Genomic DNA, 16,103 nt, shown 5'->3' with positions numbered 1-16,103 from the left:
TGCTCCAAATTACTTGGCAGCCCATAGGTGCAAAAGTTCGGTCGCGATGGTAGCGCCCGCCAACGCGGTAATTTCACTATTGTCGAACGGCGGGCTTACTTCCACCACATCCATACCCACAAGATTAATACCGCGTAACCCGCGCAAAATCCTCAATGCTTTGTTCGACGTAATACCGCCAATCACAGGTGTGCCGGTGCCGGGTGCAAAGGCAGGATCTAGGCAGTCTATGTCGAAGGTGACATAGGCTGGTTTTGCACCCACTAAGGCTTTGACATGACTGGCGATTTCGTCCGGGGTCATATCATTAGCCGCTTCCGCACAAATTACGTTGAACGCATGATGGTCTCTGTCGTAATCGGTTCGTATACCAATTTGAACGGACACTCCGGGATCTATCAATCCTTCGTTGGGCGCATGATAAAACATGGTGCCGTGGTCGTATCGGCTGCCCTGACTATAGGTATCAGTGTGAGCATCGAAATGTATTAGCGCCATTTCGCCGTGTTTGGCGTAATGCGCACGAAGAAGCGGTAAGGTAACGAAATGATCTCCTCCTAAAGTCAGCAATGCTTTACCTGTTTCGAGAATCTCACTGGCTGCTTTTGTGGCGGTAGTAAGGAAATCTTCACTATCTCCGCATGTAAACACTAAATCACCCGCATCGACGATATTGCAGCGTTCACGCAAGTCAAAAGGCCATGGATAGCGAAATCCCTCCCATGCGAGATTGACCGAAGCACGTCTGACGGCATCCGGTCCTAATCGTGCCCCTGAACGGCCAGTAGTGGCCATGTCATAAGGCATACCTAGAATCACTACATCAGCTGCTGTGTCTCTTGGGTCTTTAACCATGGGAAGGCGAAGAAACGAATAAGGATTGGAATACAGAGAGTCATCTTTTCTTGCAAATACGTCTTCCATATCAGCCTCTTTGGTGTTGAGGGGTGTTTTATATATCAAACACAAATTAAGTGATCGTTCAATATTCCTATAAATTAGCAGTGTCAGCAAAATTCTTTGTCTATTTTCTGCATCAGCGAACAATTCACTGAAAGGCATGTAAGTGAATAGGTCAAACTGTGATGGCCTCGTGTTTGTCCCAGTTTGAATAATAAACTTAACCCGTCTGCCTAACTTGTTGGTCTATAAAGACTCCAGTTGATTGAAATGGAGACAGGAAAATGGCAACAACAAGACGCAATAAAAAACCTAAGGTTTGTCTGGTGCTGCAGGGTGGCGGTGCGCTCGGTGCTTATCACATCGGTGCCTACCAAGCGATGAAGGAAGCAGGTTTTGAGCCGGACTGGTTTGCTGGTATCTCCATTGGCGCTCTGAACTGTGCAGTGCTGGCTGGGAATAAACCAGAAGACCGATTAGGAAAATTGGAAACATTCTGGCAACGGATTTCTCGCCCAGATACTGACGCTCACATCCCGAGTTCTTTGGCGATGGCTTTTAATACCATGAGCGCCTCCTCAGCGCTGATGTTTGGACAGCCGGATTTCTTTACGCCGCGCCCAATCAATCCTTGGCTGGCCCCTCCAGGTGAAGCTGCGACCAGTTTTTATGATACGTCACCACTGTTTTCCACCTTGGCAGAACTGGCTGATTTTGACCTTATCAATCAAAACAAAACACGCCTGACAGTTGGTGCGACCCGCGTAACTGACGGTGAGTTGGTGTTTTTTGATAGTAAAACGGACGAGATCGCCCCTGCACATGCTGTGGCGAGTGGTTCACTGCCACCTGGTTTCCCTGCAACTCAGATTGGCGAGGAATACTTCTGGGATGGTGGTGTTGTTTCCAATACGCCAGTTAATGGCATTCTCGATTTAGCGGGCGATGAAGAGCTGCTGATCTTTATGGTCGACCTCTGGAATGCCAATGGCGAACTTCCTAAAACCATGAGTGAAGTGCTTTGGCGTGAAAAAGAAATTCAATATGCCAGCCGTACCAGCGAACATGTCGAGGCGCTCATCGCCAAACGCAACCTTGACCATGTGCTGAAAACTACACCGGGTCTTGTCGACAGTGCCCAAGTGCCGGATGTGACCACGCTGAAAGCAGGGAAGAAAATCGATATCGTGCATATCACTTTTGACCCCCTTGAAGGCCACATTCCTTTGAGTGATGCAGAGTTTTCTCGCCGTTCAATTCGATTACGTCGAGAGTGCGGTTATAACGACATGAAACAGGCACTGGAAGAGTCTCCATGGACACAACCAAACGAAGGTTTACCGTGTCATTTCCACCGCCGTAAGTTCGAAGGTTGCTGGATAGAAAACAAGAAGCTGGATAAAGCGTCTTAAATTGCTCAGTCAGACCTCACTTCAATTTCTCCTTTGAGGTGAGGTCTTTATTTGGCTTTATAAACATATAGATATCCGCATTTAGAGAATTTGGAACTAAGCTTAAATCAGAAACAAAAAAAGCTTCTAAAAATAGGGGAATCAAATCGTGGCTCAGGACTTCACTCCAGACTTGTCAGTTGTATGCCCTTGTTACAACGAAGAAGAAACGATAACGCCATTTCTTGAGAGCATATTGCCGGTCCTCGAGCAAACTGCCTGTTCTTTTGAAGTTATTTTCATCAATGACGGAAGCAGTGATAAAACACTGGAGAAGATCCGCAGTGAAGTTGCTTATGACAAGACGCTAAGGGTGATTAATCTCTCTAGAAATTTTGGTAAAGAAGCAGCTTTGACTGCAGGACTGGATTTCGCAAAAGGGAAAGCGGTTATCCCCATTGATGTGGATTTGCAGGATCCTCCTGAACTTATTCTTCAACTGGTATCTAAATGGAAAGAAGGCTTTGATGTAGTTCTTGCTAAACGTGTTGACCGGAGCAGTGATACTCTTGCAAAGAGTTTGACAGCATCATTGTTCTATAAGTTTCATAACAGTATCTCTGGGATTGAAGTACCAGAAAATGTCGGTGATTTTCGATTGATTAGCCGAAAGGTGGTAGAAGCGATAAAGTTACTGCCAGAAAACCAGCGGTTCATGAAAGGTATTTTTTCTTGGGTTGGATTTAACTCGACAGTCGTTGAATATACGCGCCAACCAAGAGCTGCAGGAGAGACGCACTTCAACGGGTGGAAGCTTTGGAACTTTGCAATGGATGGCATTACAAGCTTCAGTACTGTGCCTCTAAGAGTATGGCTATATCTAGGGGTGCTTTGTTCAGGCATTGCTTTCTTCTATGGCAGTTTTATCATTGTCAAAACAATAATTTTCGGTGTTGACTTGCCTGGTTACGCTTCTCTCGTGACAATGGTACTCTTCTTTGGTGGTGTACAGTTAATTGGATTGGGCGTGATGGGAGAATATATTGGACGGCTTTATATTGAATCCAAGCGTAGACCTGTGTATATCATTGAAAATAACGACGAGATCTAGCAGTTGAAGAGGTAAGGCTACTTGGATTTTTTTAGGTTGTTTCGTTATGGCATTGTCGGTATCTTTTCAACGCTTATTCACTACTTTACCTCGATATTTTTAGTTAGCAGCACAAGTTTTGGATTCGTCACTTCTGGTGTTATTGGCTTTTTAGTTGCGTATACATTCTCTTTTTCCTTTCAATCTTTATTTGTTTTTAAGGAGAAGCTGCAGCTATCCAGTGCTTTCAAATTTTTCTTAGTCCAAGTGGTTGCTTTGACGTGTTCTCTTGGTGTAAGTGAGATAGCATCAGGAATGAGTGATTATGTCAGGATGTTTGTCGTAGTCATGTTGCTACCACTTATGGCCTATTTTATTCATTCAATTTGGACTTTTAGGACCTGAAAATTCCTGTCTAGCTACTTTATTTGTTAGCTTATTCATAAAGTTAGAAAAAATTAGAAATCATCGTCCAATGGAAGTCACCAACGCGCTATATCCCACCGACGCACAGTACGAAACATTACGTGCTCATCCTGAAACAGGTGAAATTCAACTTCTGAACCTGTTTAAATTCCGTGAAAAAGCGCTATACCCAGATGGCAGGGATTCCAATCTTTCGGGTAAAGAAGCCTACGATCTTTACGGTAAACCTATGCGCGAGGTTCTGACCAGATATGGTGCTCAGGTGGTTTATTTCTCTGAGCTGACTGAGATGGTAATTGGACAGGTAGAAGACCTTTGGGATGCTGCCGTCATCGTGAAGTACCCTTCCCGCAAAGCGCTTCTGGAAATGACTTCTTCTGAGGAATTTAAAGTGTTAGCTATTCATCGAGAAGCGGGCTTGGAAGGGCAGTTAAACATTGAAATTGAAATCCCTAATTAACTTCTGAGGTCTCTGATGCACATCCAATATCTACCTGACGCTGAAATTACTGACTTCATCGACGAAAAACTTAGGCTGCTTCTGAGTGCCAGCTTCTTAAATAATCAGGACTCTGAACATTTTGCCCGTCACCGCTACTACAAAGAGATGCCCCAGCACCGATATATGGCTTGGGAAGGAGATGAACTCGCTGCGCATATTGCCGTCCACGAAAAACAGGTGTCTATTGATGGAATTGAGTATTCCATTGCGGGTATTGCTGAAGTTTGTGTCAATCAGGCTTTTCGTGGTCAGGGGCTGGTCAAGCAGATACTCAAAGAAGTGCACCAGCACAGGTTGGCCGCAGGAGATGATTTTGCGTTGTTGTTTGGGGAAGCAGATATTTACAGCTCTAGCGGCTATGAAACGACGACAAATGTCCTCATGCATAATCCGGCAAATGGGTGGGTCTTGGCTGGAAAAACCATGGCAAAGGCACTCAATAACACGTGGCCTTCAGGCGACGTAAAGCTGGTAGGGCTGCCATTTTAACCGATGAACTTAGCGCTATTTGATTTTGATGGCACCATCACCACGGAAGATACCTTCACTGCGTTTCTTTTCTACGCGACTTCAAAGCCACGGTTAGCTATTGGCTTTGCGCTGGTATGGCCGGTTATCTTGCTTTACAAGCTTGGCCTTCTTCCTGCCAGAAAAACACGCCCAGTACTTGCATACGTCGCGTTTTGGCGTCGCCGCGAAAAAGAGGTTGATGTGATTGCCAATCGATTTGCTGCTGAGTATCTACCAGCCGCACTAAGGCCAGATGTGATGGAAATGCTCGCTAAGCATAAGGCCAACGGAGACGACGTTTATCTAGTCTCTGCCGCGCTAAATATTTACCTTCGCCATTTTTGCCAACAGCGCGGAATCAAACTGCTTTGCAGTACCATGGAAGTTAAAAATGGCAGGTTCACAGGTCGATATGTGAATGGTGATTGTAGTTGCGAAAACAAAGCTGTTGCAGTGCAGAAAACGGTAGATCTTAACGCATATTCCCAAGTCTACGCTTATGGGGATACTGACGAAGATCTACCTATGCTCTCCTTAGCGGATGTGAAGTACTTATGTGGAAATAGAATCAGTACTAACCAATAACAGGCAGTTTGTCCCAGGTTCTCGGGTGTAAAAGCTCACACCCATTTTCCGTGATAACGATATTGTCTTCGTGCACCATCATGCGGTTGGGGGCAAATGCCATTCCTGGTTCCAAGGTAAGCACCATACCGGGCTTTAGCACCACATCCCCTTTAGGAATAAAAGAGGGCCACTCTGTCAGTTGCATGCCAAGACCGTGGCCCATTCTCCCAACATCATTGCCAAGTGCGCCCGCTTTTTCTAAGACTGACCACATCGCTTGCCAAACCTCACCCGTTGTGCGGCCAGGATGAGCTGCTGCGAGTCCTGCTTCCGTAGCGGCATAAACGGCATCATAGGCGTCTACCGTTTCTTTCGTTGCGCTACCAAACGCGTAGTTTCGGTCAAAATCGCAGAAATAGCCGTCAAAGTTGGCCCCAGTGTCGATAACGAGTACATCACCTTCGGCAAGTGCGCGGTCGGTAGGCCCCATGATGATACTGTCGTACCCCGCGATACCAGAGCCTGAAATAAGATAGGGACACGAGTCCGCCCCAAGCCTGAGCATTTCCAAATGCATGGCTTTGCACGCCTCTCTTTCAGTAACGCCCACAAATAAATGTTGCCGCAGATAGTCAAAGGCCTCAGCGGCGATATTGCATGAGAATCGTATCTTCTCTATCTCTGCTTTGGATTTAACGCTTCTTATGGTCTGGATAATGTTCGATACATCTACCCAGGAGTGATGTGACAGCATTTTCTGTAGCGACGCAAAGTTGTTCGCTGGCATGCGTAAATGGGTTTCCGGCCCCAGCATGGCGCCAACGCGGCGAAACCGTGCACTGACTTCATGCAGTGTCGTGGCGAGTAAGCTGATGCCATCGTCTTCAGGTCTGGGCGAGGGCCAGCTGCGCACATCTGTTATCCAAGTGAGTTCAAAACCAGAGACGCCAATTTCAGGGACGACCGCAATGGGTTTTCCTTCAGCAGGAATAACCAGAAACCAAGGTCGGGTTGGGCTTTCCCAGAACTGCGATTTAAAGCCACTGAAATAGCGAAACTCAGCCTCAGTCGTGAAGAAAACGGCATCAAGCTGTTTTCCTCGCATCTGTTTTTGTAACTCGCAAGTGCGCAATTCAAATTCACTTTGCGCAAAGCCTCTGGCTGGTGGGTTCAGCGGCAATAAGGGCATTACTTTGTTCTCCTTGATTATCAAATGTTATTTACTGAATAGTATGTCTCTTGGCAAAAGTGCAATATCTGGCAAGAAAATCAGCAATGCTGACATCACCAACAAAATGAGGAAGAAGGGTAAGGTTCCGCGAATGACCTCAAGATACGGGCGCTGAAAAATCGCTATAGCAGTGAAGATGTCACAACCGAAAGGAGGTGTAGCAGATCCAATCGCCATTTGCAGGGTGATAAGCACACCTACGTGAACGGGGTCTAGCCCTGCTGCATCAACAATTGGCGCGAAAATAGGTGTTAGGATCAGCAGTACAACCAGAGAGTCGACGAACATACAGCCGACAAAAAACGCCAACGCGATAACAAACAGAATGTATTCATGAGAGGCGCTGCTGAGATCTAAAGGAGCCAGCAAGTCCTGCGGAATTTGTTCGAACGAGATGTACCAAGAAAAAGCCTGTCCAATCCCAACCAAAACAAATACGACTGCGGTAATTAATCCCGTGCTTAATGCAGCATCAAGTACATCTTTGGTACCTAAAATTCGGTAAAACACACATTCAACGACAATAGCGTAGAGCACGGCGAAGGACGCCGCTTCTGTTGGTGTGACAATACCTGAATAGATCCCGCCAATGATCAGTGCTGGGAAGCCTAAAGGAAGAATCGATTTTCTAATCGCTTCCATTTTTTCTTCACGGTTGGTTTCTTCAACCAAGCTGATGCTGTCTGCATGTTTGCGGCTATAAAAGTAGCTGTAAGTGGCGAAGAAGATAGTGAGCACAATGCCAGGCCCAATGCCCGCAATGAAGAGTTCACCGACACTGGCATTGGCAAGCGTGCCATAAAGAATCAAACCGATACTGGGCGGGATCAGAAAAGCAATGTCACTGGCGTTGATGATAAGTGCCATGACAAAGCTGTCTTTATAGCCAGCCTGCAGCAATTTAGGCCGCATGATTTGTCCTACGGACACCACAGTCGCCTGTGTAGAGCCAGAGACAGAACCAAATAATGTACAGCTGATACAGGTGGTAATCGGCACGCCGCCTTTTAGGTGGCCAACAAACGCTTGAATCAGGCCGAGCAGGTTATTGGCAGTGTGGCCGCGGGTCATAATGTCTGCAGCGAAGATGAACATAGGTACGGCGATCAGTGCGTTGGGGGAAATCCCAGTCACCATTTGTTGGATGAGCACTTCAGGGTCAACGAGCGAAAAATGAAGTAGGCCTATTAATGCACCGATTGCCAGTGGCACAACCATGGGGAAGCTAAGGAAAAGCAGCACAATCATCACGGAAACGAGCGTGAATGTGATGACATAAATATCGAGTTCACCCGCGACGATGTCAGATAAAAATTGAAAAATGTCATTCATTAGAGTGCTCCCATACTGTCTGTTTCTTCTTCCTCAGTGACATCCAAAGAAACGTAGATTTCCGGGTGAAGGAGGTTCATGGCAAAACTCATGGCGTACTGAAGACCGGCCATCGCAAATCCAATCGGAATAATGGCGTAGATGTAATACACCGGAAATTGCAGCGCAGGGCTGAGCCTGTTAATGCTTTTGAGTTCAGCGACATAAAACACAGACAGGTACGCGAGGTAGAACAGCAGTAGGGCAGTAAAAAGAGCGATGATAGTAGTGAGAACCTTTCTGGCTTTGTAGCCAAGCGCGTCATAAAGCGCGGTCATTCGGATGTTACGTCCTTTCCGAACAGCATAGGCAAAGCCAATAAATGTCACGCCGACAATCAGGAATTGATTAAGCTCTTCGGAAAAGAAAATACTTTTATTAAACGCATACCGTCCAATAGCGTTGGCGGTGGAATTTACCATCATGGCAATGATGCCGCTGATAATTAGAACCCGCTCCAACTGCTCAGTAAACGCACTTATTTTCTTCAGCAGATGTTTCATAAAACGTCCCACATCTAGTCTGCTTGCCTCAGAGAAAGGCAAATGTGCCTTCAAAGAGCACATCACAGTGCTCTCTGAAGGCAACCGATTACTGTTGTGAAGCCGCGACTTTGACTTCCTGAATCAGACTTTCGAGAATGGCTTTGGCCTCTTTTCTGGCCGCAGCTTGTTCTTCGGCGGGATAGGCATTTGCGACAACGTCCAAGTAAGTTTCATGCAAGTTTTTGCTGAGCTGCTTAAATCTCTCGCGCTCTTCCTTATTGAGCTTCACAACCTGCATATTCGGTCGTTCGGCCATAATTTTGTCGAGGTTCTCTTGGTTGATTCGTAGCTGATAGTCATAAGCGGCTTTGTCGGCTTCTTTGATCGCTTTTCTCACCATGGCTTGTTTTTCAGGCGCGAGTTCGCTGAACCATTTGCTGTTAGTGGACACTGTGCTGACGTATGGCTGCTGACCTGGGAACATCAGGTAATCCTGTACTTCATGCCATTTCGCGTTGTAGATGAAGTAGATAGGGTTGACCATACCATCGATGGTTTTCAGTTGAAGAGAGCCATAGACTTCACCCCAAGATAATGGGGTTGGGGTCGCCCCAAACGTCTTATAGGTTTCAACGGGGATGGTTGAAGTGAAGGTTCGGATCTTTTGGTCAGCGAAATCTTCGGGTGTGCGGATGGCTTTATTGGCACCCCAAACCATTTCGCCTTCAGACATCATTGAAAGCAGCTTTAGGTTGACGTTCTCAAACTTGGCGGCAAGGTTCTCATAAATGGTCGGGCTTCCAGTCAGTACTTTATGGGTCACCGCTTCATCTGTTCCAAGTACGTAGGGAAGGCTGACCGCTTGCACTTCTGGGACATAAGAGCCAAGGTGGCCCGAACCCACAGACACGAATTGAATGGTGCCCTTGGCTGCCAGTTCAACGATGTCATTCTCAGTGCCTAGTTGACCGTAATAGTAAATACGGACGCGTATATCTCCGTCAGACTCTTTCTTGATCACCTCCGCGAACTTTTGCGCGTAGATGTCTTGAACGTCGGTTTTGTCCTCTTCAGACGCAAACTTCCATGTTTCTGCCTGAGCACTGAAAATCATGCCAAGACTCAATAACATAATGCCAAATTGCTTCATCCTTACATTCCTCGTATGTCGAAATTCAGACAGCACTATCCATCGCAAGATGGCGATTCCACTTGCGGCTTTTGTGCTTTTGGAGCTGTGCTCTATTAAGAGCGGGAGTCGCTTATGAGAGGTCAGCCATTGGGCCTACCAAGTCGGTCTTTGACCAGTTGGATCCAATAACGGGCACCCAAAGGCAGGATGCTGTCATTGAAGTCGTACTTAGGGTTGTGGAGGGCGCAGCCTCCTACCGATTCTGTACCATTTCCTAACAGCACATAGCAACCGGGTTTGACTCTCAGCATGCTGGAAAAATCTTCTGAGATTGTCAGTGGCTCGCAACTCGCATTGACCTTGCCTTTGCCAAGCACTTTTTCCGCTGCCTCCACCGCATAGGCCGTTTGCTGTGGTGAATTGACGGTAGGATAAAAGGTATTGGTGAATTGAAAGGTGTGGTTTGCGCCTGCTGCTTCACATATGCCGGTAACGATTTGTTTCATTCGCTGCTGGATGTGTTCCAGCGTTTTCTCGGTGAAACAGCGACAATCGCCTTTGATCGTAACTTTTCCCGGGATCACATTGACGGTGCCATCAGTAATAAATTCTGTTGCTGAAATCACAGCCGTTTCACTGATGGCGCTGAGATTACGGGATACGATAGTTTGTAACGCAAGAATGATTTGCGCACCAGTGACAAGCGGATCAACACCTTGATGAGGAAGGGCTGCATGACCACCAACGCCTTCGATATTGATTTCGAATCCGCTTTCGCTGGCCATGAGTGAACCAGGCCGAACCATGAGCTCACCTTCTGCCAAGCCGGGAAAATTATGAACGCCATATACTTCGTCAATGGCAAAGCGCTCAAACAAGCCGTCATCAATCATCGCCTGAGCACCACATCCGTGTTCTTCGTCTGGCTGAAAAATGAAATATACCGTGCCATCAAAGTCTGGATTGGCTGCCAGATAGCTTGCCGCGCCAAGCAACATCGCCGAGTGACCATCATGCCCACAGGCATGCATTTTTCCCTCGTGCTGAGAGGTATGGTCAAACTCGTTTTGTTCATGAATGAACAGAGCGTCCATGTCTGCACGAAGGCCGATGCTGGCTTCGCTGGTGCCGCTTCGGAGTATACCAACCAAGCCTGTTTGTCCGATGTTACGCACCACTTCAACGCCAAAGCTCTGAAGCTTATCCGCGATGAAATCAGCGGTGAGATTGACATTAAAGCCACACTCAGGAAATCGGTGTAGGTGGTGTCGCCATGCAACCATATCGCTGATCAGTTGTTGGGGCAGGTTGGACATAGTTTTAAAGCTCTCCTTAGCTCTGGGTTGAATGTCTCTTTTTGACTGTCTCTTGTGATTGGCGCCGTGTTAGATCCTTGATGACGCTAATTTGAATCACTTATTGAGTATGGTGCTTCCAGAAGCACGCCATATCCATTTATTGGCCTTTTGTCATTCAACAGCGTCAACGTATGCCAAACCAATGCAAGGTTGCTGGTGACAACTGGCTTTTCGATGACGGCTTCGATGCGCGATACCACCTCAGCGGCGCGCAGGGCCGTGCAAGAGATAAACAGGGCATCGGCCTCTGGGTCACAAATCGTTATGGCGGCTTGGGCAATATCTTCTGGAGAGATAAACGTCATTGCGGTGTCATCTTCAAAGGCAAAGCCAGCGATATTGATGACCTCCAAACCTTGGGTTTCAAAAAATGAAGCCAGCTCCCTGTTCACTGCTTCTGTATAGGGAGTCAGGATAGAGATCTTTTTAGCACCCAAGCTCTTGAAGGCCGCGAGAGATGCACTGACAGGGTTAGTGACCAAGACACCGGGGCGCACTATATGAACTAACTCTTTAACCTGAGGATCGCCAATGGCAATCGTGCCTGAGGTGCACGCGTAAACCACCACATCGAGATCTGTACCGGGTAGAATGCAATCAGCCGCGCGGGTGATATCAGGCGCCATGGTTTTCAGGTTTTCGATAGTCAATGGATTGATGTTTCTTACCCGGCTGGTAAAAGCACGAACATCTTGAGGAAGTAGTTTTACAAGCTCGTGCTCAATATTGAAATCCGTCGCCAATGCAATAACCCCAATACGCCCTCTGGGTGCCAGATGGCTTAAGTCGTATTGTGGGGTGACGGTTTCTACTTTCATTTTGGCCTCAGCAGATGCGGTTCATTTCATTCACACCTTCAATCTTCTCGCGACAACATTGAAGAAAAACCAAAATAACGAAGCCTTTAACGAGGGAAGTCCGCAATTTTTGTAAGCTATAGTGAGATTTACGTTAAGAGAGAAAACGCAATTTCCAGACGTGTAACCAGTCTTAGAGTTGTCAGTATTTCTGTATGAAGAATGAAATCTTATTAGACACGGAGTAAATAGAGCATGGGGCGCTCATCGACCTTTTCAATCGACAGTTTTGACCGGAAAATTCTCAATATTATGCAGGACTCTAATCGGGCGACATCTGATCAAATCGCCGACATGGTGGGTCTGTCTCCTGCGGCGGTACAGAGACGATTAAAAAAATTACGTGAACAGAAAATTATTAAAGCTGACGTGTCTGTTGTTGATCCTAAGGCTATTGGGAAAGCAATGACGTTTGTGGTTCAAGTCACTCTTGAGAGAGAAAGAGTCGATCTGATGCATAACTTCAAGAAGGAAATGAAGGCGAATAAATCAGTGCAGCAATGCTATTACGTAACGGGAAGCTCTGACTTTATTTTGATTGTAACCGCGGCTGATATGGAAGAGTACGACGTTTTCACGCGAGAGGCATTTTTCGACAACGTTAACATCAAAAGTTTCCATACCAATGTGGTGATGGACAGGGTGAAAACGGGGCTGACAGTTCCGATTGATGAGTCGTAAGGAGGGGGACTCTGCTTTGGAAAAAGGAGGGCAGTCAACCATCTGCGCTGCCCTCAATGCAGTAATGAATCGTTAACCAACAAGCTGCTCATACAGGTCTGGATCAGTCGCCCCTTCTGTACCGAGAACGAGTACTAGACTGTTCTCATTCAGGGAAAGCACGTCCGAAAGGAAAGGATCAGATCGTGCGATAACAGCGGCAGCCAAACCCGGTACAGCGGACTCACCAGCTTCAATGGCTGGGTCGCCTTCAAAACCTTTGGCGAGCATTTTCATTGTGGCTGGTATAGCGTCCTCTGACAGTGTCATAAAGTCATCGGCACCATTGCTGAGAATCCTCCAGGCGAGTTCTGAGACTTCACCACAGGCTAGGCCAGCCATCAGGGTTTCCAACTCCCCATCAACCACAACAGGCTCTCCGGCTTGGGCGCTGAGCTGCAGACAGTTTGCTTGCTCAGGTTCAACAATGATGAATCTCGGCCGCTTATCTCCCCAAAGGTCCCAGAAGTAACCGCATACTGCCGAAGCTAAACCTCCGACACCACCCTGGACAAAAACATGGGTTGGTATTTCGCCATCCATCTGTGAGACGATTTCTGACAACATAACGGTATAGCCAAGCGCCACATCTTTAGGGATCTCCATGTAGCCTTCGTATGAGGTATCGGAGACAATGACACGACCATTCTTTTTAGCTTCAGCGTCGGCAATTTTGATCGAATCGTCGTAATTACCAGTGATCCTTACTACGTCTGCACCGAACGACTCCATGGCTTCCTTGCGTCCTTCAGATACGTCTCGGTGAATATAAATCACGCAGCCACAGCCAAACATCTGGGCGCCCCACGCAACAGAGCGGCCGTGGTTGCCATCGGTGGCACATGTGACCACTATTTCGCTGGCTTGTGATTTCCAATCGCCGGAGAGTAACTCGGAGATGGTTGGCGTGACGCCATGTCGTTGCGATAAAATAGACTGAAGTTGGCGTGCGACGGCGAAAGCACCGCCCAGTGCTTTAAAGCTCTTCAATGAAAAGCGTTTCGATTCATCTTTGTACCAAATTTTTCCCAGACAACTGGCGTGGGCTAAATCAGAAAGGCTCAGAAGCGGCGTTTCCTCATAACCTGGCCACTGGGTAATGTCTGTGATGGCACTTTCTGCTGCGCTAACACTCAGAACGTCTTTTTGCTGGTCAGAGTACCGAGTGGAAGGATCAGATTTTGGGTTAGCAAAATGACTAAGATTCCCTGAGATAAGCGGCATTGAAATTCATCCTTGTGTTGTTTGGGTATAAGAAGCTTAACAACGACTCGTGGCGGAACTTCTGCATCTTGGGCTAGTGGGCTGGGGGAATTACCCCCTTTCTGTTATTTGCTTGCGGAAATCCCTCGTACCATGATCAATGCACTAGGGTTCTCGATAAAAATAGCTTTTCAATATCTGATTTACTCAGTGCCTGATGATAATAATACCCTTGAGCGATATCGATATTGCATTCTGACACCAGGGAAATTTCCGTATCGTTTTCGACGCCTTCTGCAATAACTGTATAGTGCATTTCTTCCAATGCCTGGCTGATGTGACGGTAAAGCACTTGCCCCGATTCGCTCGAAGTATTTTCCAGAAATTGGCGGTCTAACTTTACGAAATCGGCATTGAGGTTAGCCAGCATGGAGAGACTTGAATAACCAGAACCAAAGTCATCGATGGCTACGTTGAACCCTTCTTTTCTTAATCGGTTAATGACGTTCTGCGCTTTGCTTTGGTTCTGTATATAGCTGGACTCAGTCAGCTCAACCACGACGGGCAAGCCTTTCAAATGTGTAATGAATAAGTTGATATAGTCACGGTCTAAAAGTGCGTCTACTGTCATGTTCATGCTGACTTTGTGCGTCAACATTCCTCTATCCTGCCAATCTTGTAAGTCGAAACTGAGTTGATCAAGCACCCAACGATCGATAGGTAGACTTAATCCAGCATCGTTAAAGTCGTCCAAAAATGACGGACCATAAAAACGGTCACCTTTTTTCAGCCGAAGTAAGGCTTCCATGCCGATCAATTGACCCGTTTTCAGATTGTATTGAGGTTGATAGAACAAGACTAACTCCCCTTCAATCAGTTGTTTCATGTGCGCATTAACTTTATCGAGCTTTTTGTCAAAGTTGAGTTGTGCTTCGTTCAGCAGCACATCAGAAGATGAAAGCACATTAGAGTTCAGGCGCAATTTCCGGATTAACGCGTCTCTCACCCCTTCATTGCTCTTGTCTTCAAAATACTTAATAAAAGGACGGTAAATGGCGACTCCCAGGGTGATAAGAGCGATCTGCAGAAAAACAGCAATCACATCCCCCCCTGTTATTAACCAGGCGTTCATGAAAATGGGAGTAACCCAGGAAATGGGCTCGCTGATAATTTCTACAGGTATAAAGGAGAGAAAAGTGTAAGCGAGTACATGGTTGACCAAGGGGACAAGTACAAAAGGAATGGCGAGGGCAGGGTTATAAATCACCGGCAAACCAAAAAGTAGAATCTCATTAATATTAAGGACTGCAAATGGAATGGAAATTTTCGCTACCGCGCGGCTGTGCGAGCCTTTAGAAAATAGCAATAACGCCAGAATAAGTGACCATGTACTGCCTGCACCGCCATAGACCACGAACAAATCGAAAAAATTAGAGAAAGGGATATTAGAAACGTATAAATCCGACACGAACTGCGTATCGAAAAAGGTGTAATAAGCCGCAGCCCCGTGAATGCCGGTTATCCAGAAAAGATGGATAAATATAGTGTAAGAGAACGCTTGTAACTGCATGGGGAGGCTGGCAACCCACTCGACAAAGGGTGTAAAAGACACCAAATGCAGTTTTGGTACCAAGAATACAGCCACGACATAGATGATGATATATGGGAGGGTGGCATCGACATTCCGTGTTAGTGAGCGGTTTAAAATCCCTTTGGGATCAATGGTAATTCTCAGGTACTTGTTCAGCAGCACATACATAACGCAGACAAAGATGGGAATCGCGATAGCCTGCGGTAAAACAAATTTGTCTGTCAGTTCCAACCCGGTTTCGCCCAATTGAACAAATCCAGAGAACTTAAAAAACAACAGGACAGTGAGAATGGTGGCGTGGACCCGCTCATAAGAAAAACCAAGCGCCAAATGTGAGGCTAAAGACATGGTAAGAAGCGGTGGGAAACTCAGATCGAACATTTTAGACAGGGTGTCTGCGGTATCTATATCCAATATCCCAATATGTTGATTGATGATGTAGAAAACGATCCAGAGTGAACGAAGAAACATGTAAGGAAGAAGGGCTAAAACCGCTTCACGAAAGCTCATTGCGAATATCTTCAACGCCGACATTCTTTGCATAGCGAGCACTGAATAGACTCCTGACAGATTATTATCCCCCCGACAACACCAAAAGATTATTTGGTCATATCGTTTGGGGTTATTAAATTTGCTTCATGGTATCGCTAATGCTCGTGTTGTTTATGTGCAGCTTTAGAGACTAAGAGAATGTTTTTAGTAAAAACACTTGGAATAAAAACGGGTAAAGCCCCTTAAAGGGGCTTTACCCGTTCTCTTGCCCAGCAGT

General features: G+C 46.6%; 16 protein-coding genes. 7 read left to right on the top strand and 9 right to left on the bottom strand.

What is annotated here, in order from left to right; genetic code table 11:
* Positions 1-9: 9 nt before the first annotated feature.
* A complete protein-coding gene (gene speB / locus K6Q96_RS22390; RefSeq protein ID WP_251882377.1) occupies positions 10-924 on the bottom strand; it encodes an agmatinase in 915 nt (304 codons plus the stop codon).
* Between the two features lie 260 nt (positions 925-1,184).
* Here speB and K6Q96_RS22385 point away from each other — a divergent pair, with 260 nt between their 5' ends.
* From K6Q96_RS22385 to K6Q96_RS22365, 6 genes are all read left to right on the top strand, one after another.
* Positions 1,185-2,312 (top strand): patatin-like phospholipase family protein, encoded by a 1,128-nt coding sequence (locus tag K6Q96_RS22385; protein WP_251880274.1) that lies wholly within the window; start codon positions 1,185-1,187, stop codon positions 2,310-2,312.
* Between the two features lie 148 nt (positions 2,313-2,460).
* On the top strand, positions 2,461-3,402 hold the full coding sequence (locus K6Q96_RS22380) for a glycosyltransferase family 2 protein (protein ID WP_251880273.1): 942 nt from the start codon (positions 2,461-2,463) through the stop codon (positions 3,400-3,402).
* 21 nt (positions 3,403-3,423) lie between these two features.
* Entirely contained in the window at positions 3,424-3,786 is a 363-nt protein-coding gene (locus K6Q96_RS24960) for a GtrA family protein (protein WP_353621790.1), read from the top strand.
* Positions 3,787-3,856: 70 nt separating this feature from the next.
* A complete protein-coding gene (locus K6Q96_RS22375; protein WP_251880272.1) occupies positions 3,857-4,267 on the top strand; it encodes a DUF1330 domain-containing protein in 411 nt (136 codons plus the stop codon).
* A gap of 15 nt (positions 4,268-4,282) precedes the next feature.
* Entirely contained in the window at positions 4,283-4,798 is a 516-nt protein-coding gene (locus K6Q96_RS22370; protein WP_251880271.1) for a GNAT family N-acetyltransferase, read from the top strand.
* A gap of 3 nt (positions 4,799-4,801) precedes the next feature.
* Entirely contained in the window at positions 4,802-5,404 is a 603-nt protein-coding gene (locus K6Q96_RS22365; protein ID WP_251880270.1) for an HAD-IB family hydrolase, read from the top strand.
* Here the strand turns inward: K6Q96_RS22365 and K6Q96_RS22360 are convergent.
* From K6Q96_RS22360 to K6Q96_RS22335, 6 genes are all read right to left on the bottom strand, one after another.
* On the bottom strand, positions 5,394-6,575 hold the full coding sequence (locus K6Q96_RS22360; RefSeq protein ID WP_251880269.1) for a M24 family metallopeptidase: 1,182 nt from the start codon (positions 6,573-6,575) through the stop codon (positions 5,394-5,396). The two genes, K6Q96_RS22365 and K6Q96_RS22360, sit on opposite strands and share 11 nt — an antisense overlap.
* 27 nt (positions 6,576-6,602) lie before the next feature.
* Complete coding sequence (locus tag K6Q96_RS22355) at positions 6,603-7,949, bottom strand: TRAP transporter large permease (RefSeq protein ID WP_251880268.1); 1,347 nt, start codon at positions 7,947-7,949, stop codon at positions 6,603-6,605.
* Positions 7,949-8,491, bottom strand: a complete 543-nt coding sequence (locus K6Q96_RS22350) for a TRAP transporter small permease (protein ID WP_251880267.1) — start codon at positions 8,489-8,491, stop codon at positions 7,949-7,951. Before K6Q96_RS22350 ends, K6Q96_RS22355 begins: the two co-directional genes overlap by 1 nt.
* 88 nt (positions 8,492-8,579) lie before the next feature.
* A complete protein-coding gene (locus K6Q96_RS22345; protein WP_251880266.1) occupies positions 8,580-9,623 on the bottom strand; it encodes a TRAP transporter substrate-binding protein in 1,044 nt (347 codons plus the stop codon).
* A gap of 122 nt (positions 9,624-9,745) precedes the next feature.
* Positions 9,746-10,921, bottom strand: a complete 1,176-nt coding sequence (locus tag K6Q96_RS22340; protein WP_251880265.1) for a M20 aminoacylase family protein — start codon at positions 10,919-10,921, stop codon at positions 9,746-9,748.
* 86 nt (positions 10,922-11,007) lie between these two features.
* A complete protein-coding gene (locus K6Q96_RS22335; RefSeq protein WP_251880264.1) occupies positions 11,008-11,781 on the bottom strand; it encodes a maleate cis-trans isomerase family protein in 774 nt (257 codons plus the stop codon).
* A 234-nt stretch (positions 11,782-12,015) separates the two neighbouring features.
* On the opposite strand from K6Q96_RS22335, the gene K6Q96_RS22330 reads away from it, so the two are divergent.
* Entirely contained in the window at positions 12,016-12,501 is a 486-nt protein-coding gene (locus K6Q96_RS22330) for an Lrp/AsnC family transcriptional regulator (protein WP_251880263.1), read from the top strand.
* A gap of 72 nt (positions 12,502-12,573) precedes the next feature.
* Here the strand turns inward: K6Q96_RS22330 and K6Q96_RS22325 are convergent, their stop codons facing one another.
* Positions 12,574-13,764 (bottom strand): diaminopropionate ammonia-lyase, encoded by a 1,191-nt coding sequence (locus tag K6Q96_RS22325; protein ID WP_251880262.1) that lies wholly within the window; start codon positions 13,762-13,764, stop codon positions 12,574-12,576.
* 136 nt (positions 13,765-13,900) lie between these two features.
* The gene (locus K6Q96_RS22320) at positions 13,901-15,877 is read right to left on the bottom strand and encodes an EAL domain-containing protein (protein ID WP_251882376.1); all 1,977 of its coding nucleotides are present in this window, start codon (positions 15,875-15,877) and stop codon (positions 13,901-13,903) included.
* Positions 15,878-16,103 lie beyond the last annotated feature (226 nt).

Source organism: Grimontia kaedaensis (assembly GCF_023746615.1).
Classification (GTDB): domain Bacteria; phylum Pseudomonadota; class Gammaproteobacteria; order Enterobacterales; family Vibrionaceae; genus Enterovibrio; species Enterovibrio kaedaensis.
Note: the sequence above shows the minus strand (reverse complement) of the source record. Positions and strands in the feature narration are given on the sequence as shown.

Coding starts and splice junctions, on each gene's coding strand:
- speB (WP_251882377.1), bottom strand. CDS start 924: ATGGAAGACGTATTTGCAAGAAAAGATGACTCTCTGTATTCCAATCCT.
- K6Q96_RS22385 (WP_251880274.1), top strand. CDS start 1,185: ATGGCAACAACAAGACGCAATAAAAAACCTAAGGTTTGTCTGGTGCTG.
- K6Q96_RS22375 (WP_251880272.1), top strand. CDS start 3,857: ATGGAAGTCACCAACGCGCTATATCCCACCGACGCACAGTACGAAACA.
- K6Q96_RS22370 (WP_251880271.1), top strand. CDS start 4,283: ATGCACATCCAATATCTACCTGACGCTGAAATTACTGACTTCATCGAC.
- K6Q96_RS22365 (WP_251880270.1), top strand. CDS start 4,802: ATGAACTTAGCGCTATTTGATTTTGATGGCACCATCACCACGGAAGAT.
- K6Q96_RS22360 (WP_251880269.1), bottom strand. CDS start 6,575: ATGCCCTTATTGCCGCTGAACCCACCAGCCAGAGGCTTTGCGCAAAGT.
- K6Q96_RS22355 (WP_251880268.1), bottom strand. CDS start 7,949: ATGAATGACATTTTTCAATTTTTATCTGACATCGTCGCGGGTGAACTC.
- K6Q96_RS22350 (WP_251880267.1), bottom strand. CDS start 8,491: ATGAAACATCTGCTGAAGAAAATAAGTGCGTTTACTGAGCAGTTGGAG.
- K6Q96_RS22345 (WP_251880266.1), bottom strand. CDS start 9,623: ATGAAGCAATTTGGCATTATGTTATTGAGTCTTGGCATGATTTTCAGT.
- K6Q96_RS22340 (WP_251880265.1), bottom strand. CDS start 10,921: ATGTCCAACCTGCCCCAACAACTGATCAGCGATATGGTTGCATGGCGA.
- K6Q96_RS22335 (WP_251880264.1), bottom strand. CDS start 11,781: ATGAAAGTAGAAACCGTCACCCCACAATACGACTTAAGCCATCTGGCA.
- K6Q96_RS22330 (WP_251880263.1), top strand. CDS start 12,016: ATGGGGCGCTCATCGACCTTTTCAATCGACAGTTTTGACCGGAAAATT.
- K6Q96_RS22325 (WP_251880262.1), bottom strand. CDS start 13,764: ATGCCGCTTATCTCAGGGAATCTTAGTCATTTTGCTAACCCAAAATCT.
- K6Q96_RS22320 (WP_251882376.1), bottom strand. CDS start 15,877: ATGCAAAGAATGTCGGCGTTGAAGATATTCGCAATGAGCTTTCGTGAA.